The following is a 15,641-nucleotide window of genomic DNA, read 5'->3' as shown; positions in this document are numbered from 1 at the left end:
CCGGAAGTTGCACGGAAGCCGGAGGCTGTACGGACGATGGAGGCTGTACGGGAGATGGAGGCTGTACCGACGATGGTGCCTAATAGGACTTGGGCAGGCCCAGGGTCTGGTGCGAGACGTAGTTGAGGATCATCTCGCGGCTGACGGGTGCGATACGGGCCACCCGGGACGCGGTGATGAGCGACGCGAGGCCGAACTCGGCGGTCAGGCCGTTGCCGCCGAGCGTGTGCACGGACTGATCGACGGCCTTCACACAGGCCTCCGCCGCCGCGTACTTGGCCATGTTGGCGGCCTCCCCCGCGCCCACGTCGTCCCCGGAGTCGTACAGGAGGGCGGCCTTCTGCATCATCAGTCGCGCCAGTTCGAGGTCGATGTGGGCCTGGGCGAGGGGGTGCGCGATGGCCTGGTGGGCGCCGATGGGCTCCCGCCAGACGGTGCGCTCGCGGGCGTAGGCGAGGGCCTTGGACAGCGCGTAGCGGCCCATGCCGATCGCGAACGCGGCGGTCATGATGCGCTCGGGGTTGAGGCCCGCGAAGAGCTGGAGCAGACCCGCGTCCTCGTCGCCGACGAGCGCGTCGGCGGGCAGCCGTACGTCGTCGAGGGTCAGCTCGAACTGCTTCTCCGCGCCGTGCAGTTCCATGTCGATCTGCCGTCGCCCGAAGCCGGGGGCGTCCCGGGGGACGATGAACAGACAGGGCTTGAGGTTGCCCGTGCGGGCGTCCGCCGTGCGGCCCACGATGAGGGTGGCGTCGGCGATGTCGACGCCCGAGATGAACACCTTGCGGCCGGTGAGGATGTAGTCGGTGCCGTCCTCCGCGCGGCGGGCGGTGGTCGTGATGCGGTGGCTGTTGGAGCCGGCGTCGGGTTCGGTGATGCCGAAGGCCATGGTGCGGGTGCCGTCGGCGAGGGCCGGGAGCCACTCCTGTTTCTGCTCCTCTGTACCGAAGCGGGCGATCACCGTGCCGCAGATGGCCGGTGAGACCACCATCATGAGGAGGGGGCAGCCCGCTGCGCCGAGTTCTTCGAGGACTATGGAGAGTTCGGCTATGCCGCCGCCTCCGCCACCGTATTCCTCCGGAAGGTTGACGCCCAGGTAGCCGAGTTTGGCGGCTTCCGCCCACAGTTCGGTGGGGTGGGACTTCTCCGCGATGACCTTGGCGAGGTAGGTGCGGCCGTAGCGGTTGCCGAGGGCCGATACCGCTGCGCGGAGGGCTTTGTGCTCGTCTGTTTCGAGGACCGTTGCCATGAGGGCTCCTCAGGGGGAGGGGGCTGGTGTCGGGTGGAGGGTGCGGGTGCGGGTGCGGGTGCGGGTGCGTCGTGGCTTGTCGCGCAGTTCCCCGCGCCCCTGAAAGACAAAGGCAGAAGACTGCGCCGTTCCCCGCGCCCCTAAAAGCGAAAAGCGGAAGATTGCGCCGTTCCCCGTGCCCCTATGTGGGCTCTACCACCGCCAACAAGGTGCCCACCTCCACCTGTTGGCCGGGGGCGGTGTGCAGGGCCGTCAGGGTTCCGGATGCCGGGGCCGTGATCTTGTGTTCCATCTTCATCGCCTCCAGCCAGATCAGGGGCTGGCCCGATTGCACCTGGGTTCCTTCCGCGAGGCCTTCCGCCAGGCGGACCACCGTGCCGGGCATGGGGGCCAGGAGGGAGCCGGGGGCGTGGTCGGGCTCGGGGGCGGGGAAGCGGGGCAGGGCTGTGAGCGTGGTGTCGTTCACGTGGACCCGGGCGCCGTACCGGGCCACCGCGAACTTCCGGCGTACGCCCTCTATTTCGAGTACGACGAGGTCCGCGCCGGCCTGGAGCACGTGGACGCCGTCGGCGGCCGGGCCCTGCCGGGTGTGCCGGTAGTGGACCTCGTGCTCCTCCCCCGCCACGAGGTAGCGCCTGCTCTGCGGCTGCGAGGGCAGGTTCCGCCAGCCGCCGAAGCGGGAGCGGCCATGCGCGTCGGCGAGTGCGGCGGCCAAGGGGGCGTGCGGGTCCGGGGCGGCCTTGGTGAGGTCGGCGAGGTGGTGTGCGTAGAAGGCCGTGTTCATCCGGGCCGCCCTGAACTCCTCGTGGCGCAGGGAGCGTACGAGGAGGTCGCGGTTGGTGACCGGGCCGTGGACGGCTCCCCGCTCCAGGGCTCCGGCGAGCCTGCGGATCGCCTCCGCGCGGGTGGGCGCGTGGGCGACGGCCTTGGCGAGCATGGCGTCGTAGTGGACGCCGATCGTGTCGCCGTCGCCGTAGCCGGTGTCCAGGCGGACGCCGGGTACGGACAGCCGGTGCAGGGTGCCGGTCTGGGGGGCCCAATCCTGGGCGGGGTCCTCGGCGTAGAGGCGGGCCTCGACCGCGTGGCCGGAGGGGGTCGGCGGGTCGCCGTCCAGGGTGCCCCCTTCGGCGACGCGCAGTTGCAGGGCGACCAGGTCGGTCCCGAACACGGCCTCCGTCACGGGGTGTTCGACCTGGAGGCGGGTGTTCATCTCCAGGAAGTGGACGCGGTCCTCGGAGTCGCCGTCCTGGGAGACCAGGAACTCCACCGTGCCGGCGCCCGTGTAGGCGATCGTGCGGGCGGCGGCCGTCGCCGCCGAGAGCAGGCGCTGTTCCACCTGGGGGCCGAGGCCCGGTGCGGGGGCCTCCTCGATGACCTTCTGGTGGCGGCGCTGGAGGGAGCAGTCGCGGGTGCCGAGGGCCCAGACCGTGCCGTGGCCGTCGGCGACGATCTGCACCTCGACGTGCCGCGCGTGCTCGACGTACGGCTCGACGAAGACCGTGCCGTCCCCGAAGGCGCTCTCCGCCTCGGCCGACGCGGCCCTCAACTCACCGGTCAGGTCGGCGAGTTCGCGGACGACGCGCATACCGCGTCCGCCGCCGCCCGCCGACGCCTTCACCAGGACTGGCAGGTCCTTCTCGGTCACGGCGTCCGGGTCCAGGGGCGCGAGCAACGGCACCCCGGCGGCGGCCATCAGCTCCTTGGCGCGGGTCTTGGAGGCCATCGACTCGATCGCCTCGGGGGGCGGGCCGACCCAGACGAGGCCCGCGTCGAGGACGGCCCGCGCGAAGTCGGCGTTCTCGGAGAGGAAGCCGTATCCGGGGTGCACGGCGTCGGCGCCCGCCGCGACGGCGGCCTGCACGATCAGGTCGCCGCGCAGGTACGTGTCGGCGGGCGCTGTGCCCGGCAGGCGTACGGCGGAGTCGGCCACGCGCGCGTGGAGGGCGTTCGCGTCGGCGTCCGCGTACACGGCGACGGTACGGATGCCCAGTTCCTGGCAGGTGCGGAAGACCCGGCAGGCGATCTCACCACGGTTGGCGACCAGCAGACTCGAAATCGTCATCATGGGACCTCTCACATCCGGAAGACGCCGAAGCCGCCGCGCGCGCCCTCGTACGGAGTCGTGTGGATGGCGGACAGGCACAGGCCGAGGACGGTCCGGGTGTCGCGCGGGTCGATGACGCCGTCGTCGTAGAGCCGCCCGGACAGGAACATCGGCAGGGACTCGGACTCGATCTGCTGCTCCACCATGGCGCGCAGGGCCGTGTCGGCGTCGTCGTCGTACGGCTGCCCCTTCGCCGTAGCCGACTGCCGGGCGACGATCGACAGGACTCCGGCGAGCTGCTGCGGGCCCATGACGGCGGACTTGGCGCTGGGCCAGGCGAAGAGGAAGCGCGGGTCGTACGCGCGACCGCACATCCCGTAGTGGCCCGCTCCGTAGGAGGCGCCCATGAGCACGGACAGGTGCGGGACGCGGCTGTTGCTCACCGCGTTGATCATCATCGCGCCGTGTTTGATGATGCCGCCCTGCTCGTACTCCTTGCCGACCATGTAGCCGGTGGTGTTGTGCAGGAAGAGCAGCGGGATGTCGCGCTGGTTGGCGAGCTGGATGAACTGGGCGGCCTTCTGCGACTCCTCGCTGAAGAGCACGCCGCGCGCGTTGGCGAGGATGCCGACGGGATAGCCGTGCAGGCTCGCCCAGCCGGTCGTCAGGCTCGTCCCGTAGAGGGGCTTGAACTCGTCGAAGTCGGAACCGTCGACGATCCGGGCGACGACCTCGCGCGGGTCGAAGGGGTGCTTGAGGTCGCCGGGGACGATGCCCAGCAGCTCCTCCGGGTCGTACTCGGGCGGCTCGGCCGGTGCGGGATCCGCGTACGCCTTGCGGTGGTTGAGGCGGGCGACCACGCGCCGCGCCTGCCGCAGGGCGTCCCGCTCGTCGACGGCGAAGTAGTCGGCGAGACCCGACACGCGCGCGTGCATCTCGGCGCCGCCCAGGGACTCGTCGTCGCTCTCCTCGCCGGTGGCCATCTTCACCAGCGGCGGGCCGCCGAGGAAGACCTTCGCGCGCTCCTTGACCATGATCACGTGGTCGGACATGCCGGGGATGTACGCGCCCCCGGCGGTCGAGTTGCCGAAGACGACGGCGACGGTCGGGATACCGGCCGCCGACAGCCGGGTGATGTCCCGGAAGATGGCGCCCCCGGGGATGAAGATCTCCTTCTGGGAGGGCAGATCGGCGCCGCCCGACTCGACGAGGCTGATGCTCGGGAGACGGTTCGCGTACGCGATGTCGTTGGCCCGCAAGGCCTTCTTCAGGCTCCAGGGGTTGCTGGCTCCGCCGCGTACGGTCGGGTCGTTGGCCGTGATCAGGCACTCGACGCCCTCGACGACACCGATGCCTGTGACGAGCGAGGCGCCGACGGCGTAGTCACTCCCCCAGGCGGCGAGCGGCGACAGTTCGAGGAACGGCGTGTCGGGGTCCAGGAGCAGTTCGATGCGTTCGCGGGCGAGCAGTTTGCCGCGCTTGCGGTGCCGGGCCACGTACTTCTCGCCGCCGCCCGCGAGGGCCTTGGCGTGCTCGGTGGTGAGGTCGGCGAGCTTGCCGAGCATCGTCTCGCGGTGGTCCGCGTAGTCGGCGGAGGAGGTGTCCAGCGCGGACGCCAGGACCGTCACAGCAGTACCTCCGGTATGTCGAGGTGGCGGGAGCGCAGCCATTCGCCGAGGGCCTTGGCCTGCGGGTCGAACCGGTGCTGCGCGGCGACGCCCTCGCCGAGGATCCCCTCGACGACGAAGTTCAGGGCGCGCAGGTTGGGCAGGACGTGGCGTACGACGGTCAGGCCGGCCGTCTCCGGGAGGAGTTCGCGCAGCCGGTCGGTGGTGAGGGTGTGGGCGAGCCAGCGCCAGGCGTCGTCCGTGCGCACCCAGACGCCGACGTTCGCGTTGCCGCCCTTGTCACCGCTGCGGGCCCCGGCGACGAGACCGAGGGGCGCGCGGCGCACGGCGGACCCGGCGGGGAGGGGTTCGGGCAGGGGCGGTTCCTGAGAGGGCGCGAGCGGCTGGAGTACGAGGGTGTCGTGGGCCGGCGACACAGGGATCCGGCGCCCGTCGTGGAGGACCGCCACATGGTCCACGTCCACATGGGGGACGTACACATCCTCGAAGACCCCATAGGGGGCGCCCTTTCCGGGTGGGGCCATCACATGGAATCCGGGGTAGCTGCCCAGGGCCAGTTCGATGGCGGCTCCGCTGAGGGTGCGGCCCACGGCGTCCTGGTCGGGGTCGCGCACGACGAGCCGGAGCAGGGCGCTCGCGGTCTCCTCGGTGGGCGCGTCGGGGCGGTCGGTGCGGACGAGTTCCCAGCGGACCTCGGCGGGCCGGGACTTCGCCCCCCTGAGCGCGGCCTCCAGCTGGGCCCGCACGAAAGCGGCCTTGGCCTCGATGTCGAGCCCGGTCAGCACGAAGACGACCTCGTTGCGGAAACCGCCGAGCCGGTTGAGCCCGACCTTCAGCGTGGGTGGCGGCGCCTCTCCGCGCACGCCCTCGCCCCCCGTCCCGTCGATGCGTACGCGGTCGGGCCCCTCCTGGGTGAGGCGGACCGAGTCGAGACGGGCGGTGACGTCGGGCCCCGCGTACCGGGCGCCCGCCGTCTCGTACAGGAGCTGGGCGGTGACCGTGCCGAGGTCCACGACGCCGCCGGTGCCGTCGTGCTTGGTGATGACGCTCGTGCCGTCCTCGTGGAGTTCGGCGACCGGGAAGCCCGGGTGGCGCAGCCGGGCCGGGTCGTGCTCGGCGAAGAAGGCGTAGTTGCCGCCGGTGGCCTGGGTGCCGCACTCCAGTACGTGCCCGGCGACGACGGCTCCCGCGAGGCGGTCGTAGGCGTCCGGCGCCCAGCCGAAGTGGGCGACCGCGGGCCCGGTGACCAGGGCGGCGTCGGTGACCCGGCCGGTGACGACGATGTCCGCGCCCTCGCGCAGACAGGCGGCGACGCCTCCGCCGCCGAGGTAGGCGTGCGCGGCCAGTGCCTGCCGCGGCACCAGGTTCCCGGGGCCGGGGTGGCGGGCGGTGAGGTCGTCGCCCTCGACATGGGCGACCCGCGCCGGAACACCGAGCCGGGCCGCCAACTCCCTTACGGCGTCGGCCAGTCCGGCCGGGTTGAGGCCGCCCGCGTTGGCCACGATCCGCACGCCCCGCTCGTGTGCGAGTCCGAGGCACTCCTCCAACTGGCGCAGGAAGGTGCGCGCGTAACCGCCGGCCGGGTTCTTGAGGCGGTCGCGGCCGAGGATGAGCATGGTCAGTTCGGCGAGGTAGTCGCCGGTCAGGACGTCCAGCGGACCGCCGGTGAGCATCTCGCGCATGGCGTCGAAACGGTCGCCGTAGAAGCCGGAGGCGTTGCCTATGCGCAGGGGGCGGGTGACGGGGCCGCCGGTGGTGGGATCGCCGGTGGAGCCGCCGGTCATTCCGCGGTCCCCTTCGGTGCGCGGCCCGTGCCGGGTGGGCCCGCGAAGGCCTGGGCGATGTCCAGCCAGCGGTCGGCGTCGAGGCCTTCCGCCCGTACCGCGAGGTCGACGCGGTTCGCCCGCTGGGTGACGAGGAGGCAGAAGTCGAGCGCGGGGCCGGTGACGCGCTGGGCGGCGCCCTCGGGACCGTACGACCACAACTCTCCCGAGGGTGCGGTGAGTTCGACGCGGAACTCCTCCTCGGGCGGGGTGAGCCCTCGTACCCCGAAGGCGAAGTTCCGGGCCCGCACACCGATGCGCACCACATGCCGGAGGCGGTCGGTGGGTGGCCTCGTCACCTGCAAGGTGTCCGCGATGTCCTGGCCGTGGGCCCAGGTCTCCATGAGACGGCCCGTCGCCATGGAGGCGACCGACATGGGCGGCCCGTACCAGGGGAAGCGCGTTCCGGCGGGTGCCGCGCGCAGGGCCTTCTCCAGCGCCTGCCGTCCGGCGCGCCACTGGGCGAGGAGCCGGTCCGGGGGCAGCGCGGCCCCCTGTTCCGCGCCCTCGTCCACGAAGCCATCGGGCGAGGCCAGCGCCTTCTCGACCTCCTGCGCGAAGGCCGCGGCGTCGGTCACGGCGAGCAGGGCGGACCGGTCGGTCCAGGCGAGGTGCGCGATCTGGTGGGCGACGGTCCACCTCGGGGCCGGGGTGGCGAGCGCCCAGCGCTCCTCCGCCAACTCCCCTACCAGGGCGTCGAGTTGCTCGCTCTCCCGGCTCAGATCGTCGATCACGGACGACGGATCGGACACGATGGCGCTCCCCTCGGGGCACGACGGTGTGCGGTGCGTTGTGGAGCATGGCAGCGGGCAGAGAAACAATCAAGCGTGCTTGCATTGATTGATGCGCGCACCGGGAATTCACGCACGCGGGTTGTCGCGACCCCATGGGCCGGGCTCGTCAAGGACGCCGGCGGAACGGCACTGCCCGACGGAGCGGTGGCGCGGGCGGCGGTCGGTGCCCACCCCCTGGGTCAAACGATCAGGGGAATGACGACGCCGGTCCGGCTGTCGCTCCGCCCTCTTCGGCGTGCTCCGAGCGCACCTCGTCCAGCAGGTCGCCGATCTGCTCGAAGGCGGCCGTCGTCTCGGCGGGCGGTGCCAGGGTGGTCAGTCGCAGATGCGCGTCGAGAGCGTCGGCGGTGCCGAAGTGACCGCCCGGCACCACCAGTACGGACCTCTCCCGCAGCAGCCGACGGGCGAAGTCGTCGGCGGTGACGCCCGCCGGGAGGTCGAGCCGTGGGAAGGCGTAGAAAGCGCCCTCCTGCGGGCTGCACCGCAGGCCCGGTTGCCGGGCCATGGCCGTACGGGCCGCCGTGCGTGCCTCGTGGAGTGCGCCGCCCGGTGCGGTGAGCGCGGCGGCGTTTCGCAGCGCGGGCGCGGACAGGGCGGCCGGGATAGCGTACTGGCCCGCGGTGTTGGGGCTGAGCCGCAGCGCGGCCAGGGAGGTCAGCGCGTCCAGGTAGGCGCGCGCGACGCCGGGCGGACGGCAGGCGACCACCCATCCGGCGCGCAGGCCCGGCACACGACAGAACTTCGACAGCCCGCCGAAAGTGAGGCACAGCAGATCCGGCGCCAGGGCGGCGAGCGGTACGTGCGGGCCGGGGACGTACCGGATCCCGTCGTAGATCTCGTCGGAGAACAGCACCAGGCCGTGCGCGCGCGCCACCCCCGCCAGTTCACCGAGGGTCTCCGGCGGCCAGACCGCGCCGGTCGGGTTGACCGGGTTGATGACGACCAGGGCCCGGGTCCGCGGGCCCGCCAGCCGGGTCAGGACGTCGAGATCCGGGCGCCAGCCGTCGGCCTCGGTGCATGGGTAGGGCACCGCGATGCCGCCGCACAGGCCGGTGTACGCGGACCACATCGGGTAACCGGGGTCGGGGACCAGCACCTCGTCACCGGGGTCCAGCAGCGCCTGGAGGGTCAGCAGGGCCAGTTCCGAGACGCCGTTGCCCAGCCACACGTCCGACGGGCCGATGCCCGGCAGCCCGCGACGGGTGCGGAAGTGCTCGGCGACGGCGGCCCGGACCGAGAGATGCCCGGCCTCGTCGCTGTAGCCGCGTGTGTCGTCGAGTCGTTGCCGCAGCGCGGCCTCCACGGTCGGGGGCGCGGAGATCCCGTGTGCCGCCGGGTCGCCCAGGCCGAGATCGATGATCCGGCGGCCCCTGGCGCGCAGTTCGCGGGCCTCGCCGGTCAGCGTCCCGCGCAGCCCGTGCTCGCCGGCCGCCACCCGCCTGGCCGGGCGTACCGGGTCCGGTTTCGGCCGCGGTAAGGAGGTCACGACACCGCCTCCGCGCCCTGCAGGGCGGCGCGCAGCCGGACCGGCCCGGACGCGGACGCGTCGATCTCCTGCGCCGCGTGCAGTGCCGAACGGACCGCCGACTCCTGGCTGTCGATGTCGTACGCGTAACTGCCCGCCAGTTGCAGATGGGGGCTGAGCCGTAGTTCGCGCAGTGCGCGCCGGGTGCTCAGGGCGTCCGCGGTGAGTACCGGCTGCCAGAACCGTTCGACGCGCAGGACACCGGCCGGCTCCTCGCGGTGGGTTATCCAGCTCTTGAAGACGTCGGGTCCGCCGGCCGCGCCGAACCAGTACGTCGCCTCGCCACGGTCGCCGTGCGCGTGGACGTTGACGGCCGACCAGTGACGGCGCCGCTGCGGCAGGTACCGCGGGTCGCGGTGCAGCGCGACGGTCACCGGCTCGTACGGCAGGCGGTCCAGTAGGACGGCTCGTTCGGCGAGCGTGGGGTCCGCGGTCAGCATCCGGGCGGCGGACCGGGCGGGGACGGCGACGATCACCCGGTCGTGGACGGAGGTGGTCCCGGCCGCGGTGTGCACGGTCAGCGGGGCCGAACCGCCGGGACCGCCCGCGCTGACTCCGGTGACCGGGGCGGACAGCCGCAGCCGGTCGCCGAGTGAGTCCGCCAGCCGGGATATCAGGGTGCCCAGGCTCCCCGATAGGTTGGTCCACAGTGCCGCGTCGCCGGGGCCGGCGGGCGGGGTGCGCAGGGCCCAGGCGGCGGCATGACGGGCCGGCATCGCGGCCGCGTCCGCGAGTCGGCAGCCGGAGTACGAGGCGAGCCACGGCAGCAGGACACGGTCGCGGACCTCCTCACCGACCCCGGCCGCGTCCGCCGCCTCGGCGACCGTGGCGTCCGGCCCGGGGAGGACGGCGGACGCGTCGCCGATGCCGGCGCGCGGTTCTCCGGAGCCGTCGTGCGGGCCGGTGGTGCCGTCGCGCGGGCCGGTGTTGGCGGCCGGCGGTCGTCCCGCTGCCGTGGCGAGGAACGCGCCGACCTGCGCCCAGGCCGGTCCGGTCATCGGGGTGCGCCCGCGCCGGGCATCGTGGGCGTCGTCCGGTGTGACCAGGAGCGGTGCCGCGGCGTCCGCGGCGGTGACGGTCAGGGTGAGGGGCACGCTCGTCTCGTCGTCCTCGCCGATGCCCACCATCCGGCGCAGGGCCCGGTGGGCGACGAAGTCGGCGGGGGACAGGTGCTGGGCGCCGAGGTCCAGCGGCACGGGCCCCTCATCGGTGTCGAGCAGATGGGTGCGGACCGCGCCCCCGGGGACGGGTTCGGCCTCGTAGACGGTGACGTCGTGGTCGGGAGCGAGGAGCCAGGCCGCTGCCAGTCCGGCGGTTCCGGCGCCGATGACGGCGATGTGCATGGGAGGGTCAGCCTTTCCGCGTGGGTCGTGCGGGGAGGGAGAAGGGGGGCGGTACGGTCACGCCGTGGGCGGCGCGGGGAGGTAGCCGCTCTCCCGCAGATACCGCAGATTGAGATCGAGGATCGTGTCGTCCACCGGCGGGCACTCCAGGCCGCTGCCCTCCAGGGCCTGTTCGACGTGGGAGCGGTCGAACGCGGGGAAGGTGCCCTCGCAGTACATCTGCTTGACCGAAGCCCCCCAGTCCTGCGCCGGTTCCAGGAACATCGGCAGGTAGGGCGCCATCGGGTGCTCCGGGTCGTCGGCGGCCAGCCGGTCGACGGACGCCACCCAGTCGTCGTACGGCAGGTCCTCCACCGGGTAGCCCATCGCGCGCAGTCGCCGCACGGCCAGGTCCAGCAGGGCGGGGCGCGGGTTGGTGACGTGGTAGACCCGGCCGTCGGGCTTCTCGTGGGTGATGATCCGGGTGATGACGGCGGCGGTGTGGTCCACCGGTACGAAGTCCAGGGGCAGCGCCATCCGCGGCGCGGTGCCGGTCTCGGCGATGGTGCGGAACAGGGCGCACATCATCGTGTCGGTGTTCCACACCCCGCGGTCGCCGGTGCCGACGATCTCGTAGGGGCGGTGGATGGAGACCGGCAGCCCGCGCTCGGCGGCCTGGCTGATCAGTCGTTCGGCGACCCACTTGGTCTCGGGGTAGCCGAGGGAGATGCGGTCGGCGTACTCCAGCGGGGTGTCCTCGCGCACCTGCCGCACCCCCGCCGTGCCGAAGCCCACGATGACGGCGATGGTCGAGATGTAGTGCACCGGCTTGGTGCGTTCCGCGGCGGCCAGTTCCAGGACGGTACGGGTGCCGCCCACGTTCTGGGGTGCCAGCGCGGCGTACGGGTAGGCGAAGTTCACGTGCGAGCCCGCGTGCACGATGGTGTCGGTCTCCCGGGCCAGCCGCTGCCAGGTGGCGTCGTCCAGTCCCAGGTGGGGGTCGGCGAGGTCGCCCGGGACCGCGGTCAGCCGGTCCTCGTACCGTGCCGGGTCCAGGCCGTAGCGGCGCATCCGCGCGGTGATCCGGCCCAGTGCCTCGTCCGGCGTGTGGGCCTTCCTGGCCAGGCAGAACACCCTCCGCACGCCGTTGCCCAGGAGCTGGGCGATCAGGTGCACCCCGAGGAACCCGGTGGCGCCCGTCAGCAGGACGGTGCGCGGATGGAGCGGGTCGCCGGCCGCGGGCGCGTCGAAACTCAGCCCCTCCGACCAGGCCGCCTCCGCGCCGAAGTCCACCGGTGCGCGGCCGTTGCCGTCGGCGGGGACGGTACCGGTCCCGCCCTCCGTCTGCGGCTCCCGGCTGAGCTGTTCGGCGCGCTGGGTGAAGCCCTTGAGGTCGGGGTTGGAGAGCAGCGACTCGACCAGGTCGGCGCCGTGGGCGGGGTCGATGTCGAAGGTGCGGCGGGTGGCTCCGGCCACCTGGGTCGCGCGCAGCGAGGTACCGCCGATGGCGAAGAAGTCGTCGTCGCGGTCGATCCGGTCCACACCGAGCGCGTCGCGCCACACGTGGTCGACCTTCTCCTCGGCCTCACCGCACAGGGCCCCCGCTTCGTCGCCCGGTGCCGGCCGGCGCTGCTCGACCAGCCGTATCAACCGGGCCCGGTCGGTCTTTCCGCTGGTGGTCAGCGGCAGTTCGTCCACCACGACGACACGGGCCGGCACCATGTGCGCGGGCAGCCGGTCGCGGGTGTGTTCGCGCAGCCGCCGCACCAGGCCGTCCGGCTCGCCGCCGGTGCCGGCGATCACGGCGGCGGCCAGCCGCTGCCCGGCGTCCTCGCCCACGACGTCCACGGCGACGTCGGTGACCTCGGCGTGCGCCTTCATCACCGTCTCGATCTCGTCGAGTTCCACGCGGTATCCGCGGATCTTGACCTGCCGGTCGCTGCGCCCGTCGAACTCCAGCACCCCGTCCGCACGGCAGCGGGCGAGGTCCCCGGTGCGGTACAGCCGTCCCGTGCCGGTGCCGAAGCGGTCGGGGACGAAGTGGCGGGCGGTCTTCTCCTCGTCGCCCAGGTACTCCAGGGCCACTCCGTCGCCGCCGACCCACAGTTCGCCCTGCTCGTCGGCGTCCGCGAGATCGCCGTCCGGGCGCAGGACATAGGCCGTCGAGGCGGTGACCGGACGGCCTATCGGTACGGAGTCGGCGTGCGGCGGGAGGCTCTCGACGCGGTGGACGGTGGAGAGCACCGAATTCTCGGTGGGGCCGTAGCCGTTGAGGAACATCCCGGGCCTGCCGCGGGTCAGGACGGCCCGTACGGCGGCGGGGTTCAGTACGTCGCCGCCGGCGATCAGGCAGCGCAGGCCGGCGAACATCTCCGGCCGGCCCCGGGCGTGCTGGTGGAACAGTCCGGCGCTCAGCCACATCACGGTGATCCTCTCGCGGCGCAGCAACTCGGCGAGGGCGTCGGTACTCAGCAGCGTCTCGGGTGCGGGCAGTACCAGACAGGCGCCGTTGAGCAGTGGCGCGAACAGTTCGTAGCAGGAGACGTCGAACGTGGCGTTGGTGGTGGCCAGCAGCCGGTCGTCGGACTTCAGCCTCAGGTCACCGGTGCCGAGCGCGAGCCGTAAGGGCCCGCGATGGTCGCACACCACGCCCTTGGGGGTGCCGCTGGAGCCGGAGGTGAAGATGACGTAGGCGGGGTCGTCGGCGCCGCGCCGGGGAGCCTCGTCGCAGGAGTGGGCGGCGGTGCTGTCCGGGGCGGGACCTTCGTCCGTGGGGCGCGAGTCCGTGCCGGGACGGCCGGTGGGCGCGGGGGCGGTGAGCTCGTCGGTGCTCAGGCAGATCCGGCCCTCGACGGCCGCCGACGGACTGTCCGCGCCGGTCACGAGGTGCCGGACGCCGGCCGCGTCGAGGATGCCGCGTAACCGGCTCCCGGGGTGGGCGGGGTCCAGGGGCAGATGGACGGCCCCGGCGGTCAGGACACCCAGGGCCGCGACGACCCACTCCGGCGAGCGGGGCAGCAGGACGCCCACGGGGTCGCCGTCCTCGACGCCGCGTTCACGCAGCAGCGCTGCGGTCCGCCGGACCCGCCGGAACAGTTCCTCGTACGTCCATCCGCCACCGTCCCACGCGACGGCCCCCGCTTCCGGAGTACGGGCTGCCTGGGTGGCGAACCGTTGGCTCAACGTGTCGTCCCGGGGGTAGTCCCCGTCGACATCGTTGCAGGCGAGGACATGACGGGGCAGGCGGGCTCCGGGCCTGTCGTGCTGTGCGGTGCTCATGGGTTCCTCTCGGTCTGGGGGTGGAGCGGGTGAGGGGGCGAAAGGGGTGGAGAAAGGTGTCGGGCCGTGGACTCCGTGGAGGTGCGGGCGGAGGGCGACTTGAGCAGCGGCGTACGTCTCAGTCGGCGGCGTACGTCTCAGTGGGCGGCGGGCTCCGCCGCGGCACGCCAGAAGTCGCTGAGGCTCCGCTCCAGCAGCCACGCGGCGAGTACAGCCGTCGCGGGATCGTCACCGCGGCGTAGTCCGTCGTCCGTGGCCTTGACGGCCAGGGCGAGGAGTTCGGGCGCGGAGGCGGTCCCGTAGTGCCTCAGGAACTCGTCCGGCACGCGGATGTCCGCCTCGCGGATCGCGCGCACCAGTTCCGCACAACCGCTCAGGTAGACGGTGAGGTCGGTGTGCAGGGCCAGGGCGGTGGCCGCCTGGCTGCCCTGGAGGGCGATCCACGAGAGCATGCCGCCGAACGCGTAGCTCCGGTAGGTCCGGGGTCCGTGCCGGAAGTCGTGCTCGGACATGCCGAGGGCCTTCGCGCAGTCGGCCAGGGACGGCTGCGCGGCGCGCACCAGTCCGGCCATCTCGTCGTAGAGGTCGGCGGCCGGGCGGTGCGGGAAACGCGAGGCCATCAGGGCGAAGGCGGCCAGCTCGGTGTGCTGGCACTGCGCCTCGACGCCGACCATCCGCCGAAGGTGCTCGGTGGTCAGTCCGCCACTGTGGGCCAGGTCCAGCAGGGCATTGTCCTGCCCACCCGGGGAGTCCTGGGGGTCGTCCGAGAAGCCGGAGCCCTGGGCGGCCCGTCCTGCCTCGGCCTCTGTCGCCGCATGCCTCGTGTTCCGCGTGCGCCGCTTGTCGAGGTCCGCGATCAATCGGTCTGCTGTGGTCCCGGTTCCCTGCTGTGTCACGGGCTATTCCTCATTCCTCTTCGTCGCGGAAATCACCGTCCGCGCTTCGGCTAACCCTGTGACTTCACGCCAAACGGCCGGGAGCATGGTCCCTTCGGGCAGGTACCGGTTACTTTGGGGCCAGCCGACAGCCTTCTGTCCCGACCCGTTGAAACCGTCTACGTGCAGGTAGAAATGGGTTCGCGGACACAGTGGCGGGAAACGCTCTCCCCGCTATTCACACGACGAGAATTCGTCGCGCCGCGTCGAAGCCGATCGAGGGGTGATTTTCGGACGACGAGGCCGAGAAAGAGAAAAGAATTGCTGCGGGCCCTCCCCGGTTCGGCGTACCGGGGAGGGGTACATCACTGAGGCCACCCCCGGCGTACCGCCATCCCCTCGCCGAGGAGGCTGTGCGCTGCCGCTTCCCACCTTCAACCAGGGCGTTCCGGAGGAGAACCCGTGCCATGATCACGCCCCGCGGCCTCGACGGAGGCGAGCCGCGGCACGTCGACGAGGACCAGATCGTCACCGCGCTCAAGGAGATAGCCGACTTGCTCCGCTGGATGGCCGAGCATTGTCCATGCCACCCCGCGACGCCCGAGGAATCCAACTCCGTCCCGAAACCGAAGGCCCACGTGATGCCGGGGGGAGAGCGGACTCCGGCGCCCGTCCCACGATTGACCCGACGGGAAGAACAGGTGCTGGATGTATTGATCACCGGTGCGTCGAACCGAGTGATCTCCCGTCGATTAGGGATCGCCGAACGGACCGTCAAGAATAATCTGCAGGCGATATACCGGAAGCTCGGCGTCAGTGGACGCTCCGAGGCGATCGCCCGGACACTCGGGGACCAGAATTCCAGGCCCCGGCGGCCCCGTCCGCCACGGTCGGAGTAGGACACTCGACCGCCCCGCCCGCTACTGGTGGAGCGCGGGGCCAGGTGAGCGTCGGCAAAGCCACCGGTGTGCGGCCTCGGCCGGGGGCTCACCCTGCGGACGGACCAACGACCGACCGATCAGACCGATCCGACCGATCCCGAAAACGATCCGAACGATCCGAACGATCCGAACGATCCGAACGATCCGAACGATCCGAACGACAG

Annotated in this window: 10 protein-coding genes; 1 reads left to right on the top strand and 9 read right to left on the bottom strand. The window is 72.2% G+C overall.

The annotated features are described in order from the left end of the window. Window positions 1–79: 79 nt before the first annotated feature. From ACH4DZ_RS26450 to ACH4DZ_RS26410, 9 genes are all read right to left on the bottom strand, one after another. Complete coding sequence (locus tag ACH4DZ_RS26450) at window positions 80–1,246, bottom strand: acyl-CoA dehydrogenase family protein (protein ID WP_398289800.1); 1,167 nt, start codon at window positions 1,244–1,246, stop codon at window positions 80–82. A 181-nt stretch (window positions 1,247–1,427) separates the two neighbouring features. Next, window positions 1,428–3,308, bottom strand: a complete 1,881-nt coding sequence (locus ACH4DZ_RS26445; protein WP_398289799.1) for an acetyl/propionyl/methylcrotonyl-CoA carboxylase subunit alpha — start codon at window positions 3,306–3,308, stop codon at window positions 1,428–1,430. A gap of 11 nt (window positions 3,309–3,319) precedes the next feature. Continuing rightward, window positions 3,320–4,918, bottom strand: a complete 1,599-nt coding sequence (locus tag ACH4DZ_RS26440; RefSeq protein WP_398289798.1) for an acyl-CoA carboxylase subunit beta — start codon at window positions 4,916–4,918, stop codon at window positions 3,320–3,322. Continuing rightward, a complete protein-coding gene (locus tag ACH4DZ_RS26435; protein WP_398289797.1) occupies window positions 4,915–6,702 on the bottom strand; it encodes an acyclic terpene utilization AtuA family protein in 1,788 nt (595 codons plus the stop codon). The genes ACH4DZ_RS26440 and ACH4DZ_RS26435 overlap by 4 nt, the downstream gene beginning before the upstream one ends. After that, the gene (locus ACH4DZ_RS26430; protein WP_398289796.1) at window positions 6,699–7,493 is read right to left on the bottom strand and encodes a TIGR03084 family metal-binding protein; all 795 of its coding nucleotides are present in this window, start codon (window positions 7,491–7,493) and stop codon (window positions 6,699–6,701) included. Before ACH4DZ_RS26430 ends, ACH4DZ_RS26435 begins: the two co-directional genes overlap by 4 nt. Window positions 7,494–7,722: 229 nt before the next feature. Beyond that, complete coding sequence (locus tag ACH4DZ_RS26425) at window positions 7,723–9,021, bottom strand: aminotransferase class I/II-fold pyridoxal phosphate-dependent enzyme (RefSeq protein ID WP_398289795.1); 1,299 nt, start codon at window positions 9,019–9,021, stop codon at window positions 7,723–7,725. Then, a complete protein-coding gene (locus ACH4DZ_RS26420) occupies window positions 9,018–10,403 on the bottom strand; it encodes an FAD-dependent oxidoreductase (RefSeq protein ID WP_398289794.1) in 1,386 nt (461 codons plus the stop codon). The genes ACH4DZ_RS26425 and ACH4DZ_RS26420 overlap by 4 nt, the downstream gene beginning before the upstream one ends. 57 nt (window positions 10,404–10,460) lie before the next feature. After that, window positions 10,461–13,661, bottom strand: coding sequence for an amino acid adenylation domain-containing protein (locus ACH4DZ_RS26415; protein ID WP_398289793.1), 3,201 nt, complete (start codon window positions 13,659–13,661; stop codon window positions 10,461–10,463). Between the two features lie 137 nt (window positions 13,662–13,798). Continuing rightward, window positions 13,799–14,557 (bottom strand): hypothetical protein, encoded by a 759-nt coding sequence (locus ACH4DZ_RS26410; RefSeq protein ID WP_398289792.1) that lies wholly within the window; start codon window positions 14,555–14,557, stop codon window positions 13,799–13,801. A gap of 446 nt (window positions 14,558–15,003) precedes the next feature. Between ACH4DZ_RS26410 and ACH4DZ_RS26405 the strand changes: the two genes are divergently transcribed. Continuing rightward, window positions 15,004–15,435, top strand: coding sequence for a LuxR C-terminal-related transcriptional regulator (locus tag ACH4DZ_RS26405; RefSeq protein WP_398289791.1), 432 nt, complete (start codon window positions 15,004–15,006; stop codon window positions 15,433–15,435). Window positions 15,436–15,641: the final 206 nt, after the last annotated feature.

Origin of the sequence: Streptomyces sp. NPDC017991 (assembly GCF_044328075.1) — a bacterium.
Lineage (GTDB): Bacteria > Actinomycetota > Actinomycetes > Streptomycetales > Streptomycetaceae > Streptomyces.
The sequence above is the reverse complement of the archived record's forward strand: the minus strand, read 5'-3'. Positions and strand labels throughout refer to the sequence as shown.

Excerpts from the sequence above, each read along its gene's own strand:
- ACH4DZ_RS26450 (WP_398289800.1), bottom strand. The coding sequence starts at position 1,246 with ATGGCAACGGTCCTCGAAACAGACGAGCACAAAGCCCTCCGCGCAGCG.
- ACH4DZ_RS26445 (WP_398289799.1), bottom strand. The coding sequence starts at position 3,308 with ATGACGATTTCGAGTCTGCTGGTCGCCAACCGTGGTGAGATCGCCTGC.
- ACH4DZ_RS26435 (WP_398289797.1), bottom strand. The coding sequence starts at position 6,702 with ATGACCGGCGGCTCCACCGGCGATCCCACCACCGGCGGCCCCGTCACC.
- ACH4DZ_RS26420 (WP_398289794.1), bottom strand. The coding sequence starts at position 10,403 with ATGCACATCGCCGTCATCGGCGCCGGAACCGCCGGACTGGCAGCGGCC.
- ACH4DZ_RS26415 (WP_398289793.1), bottom strand. The coding sequence starts at position 13,661 with ATGAGCACCGCACAGCACGACAGGCCCGGAGCCCGCCTGCCCCGTCAT.
- ACH4DZ_RS26405 (WP_398289791.1), top strand. The coding sequence starts at position 15,004 with ATGATCACGCCCCGCGGCCTCGACGGAGGCGAGCCGCGGCACGTCGAC.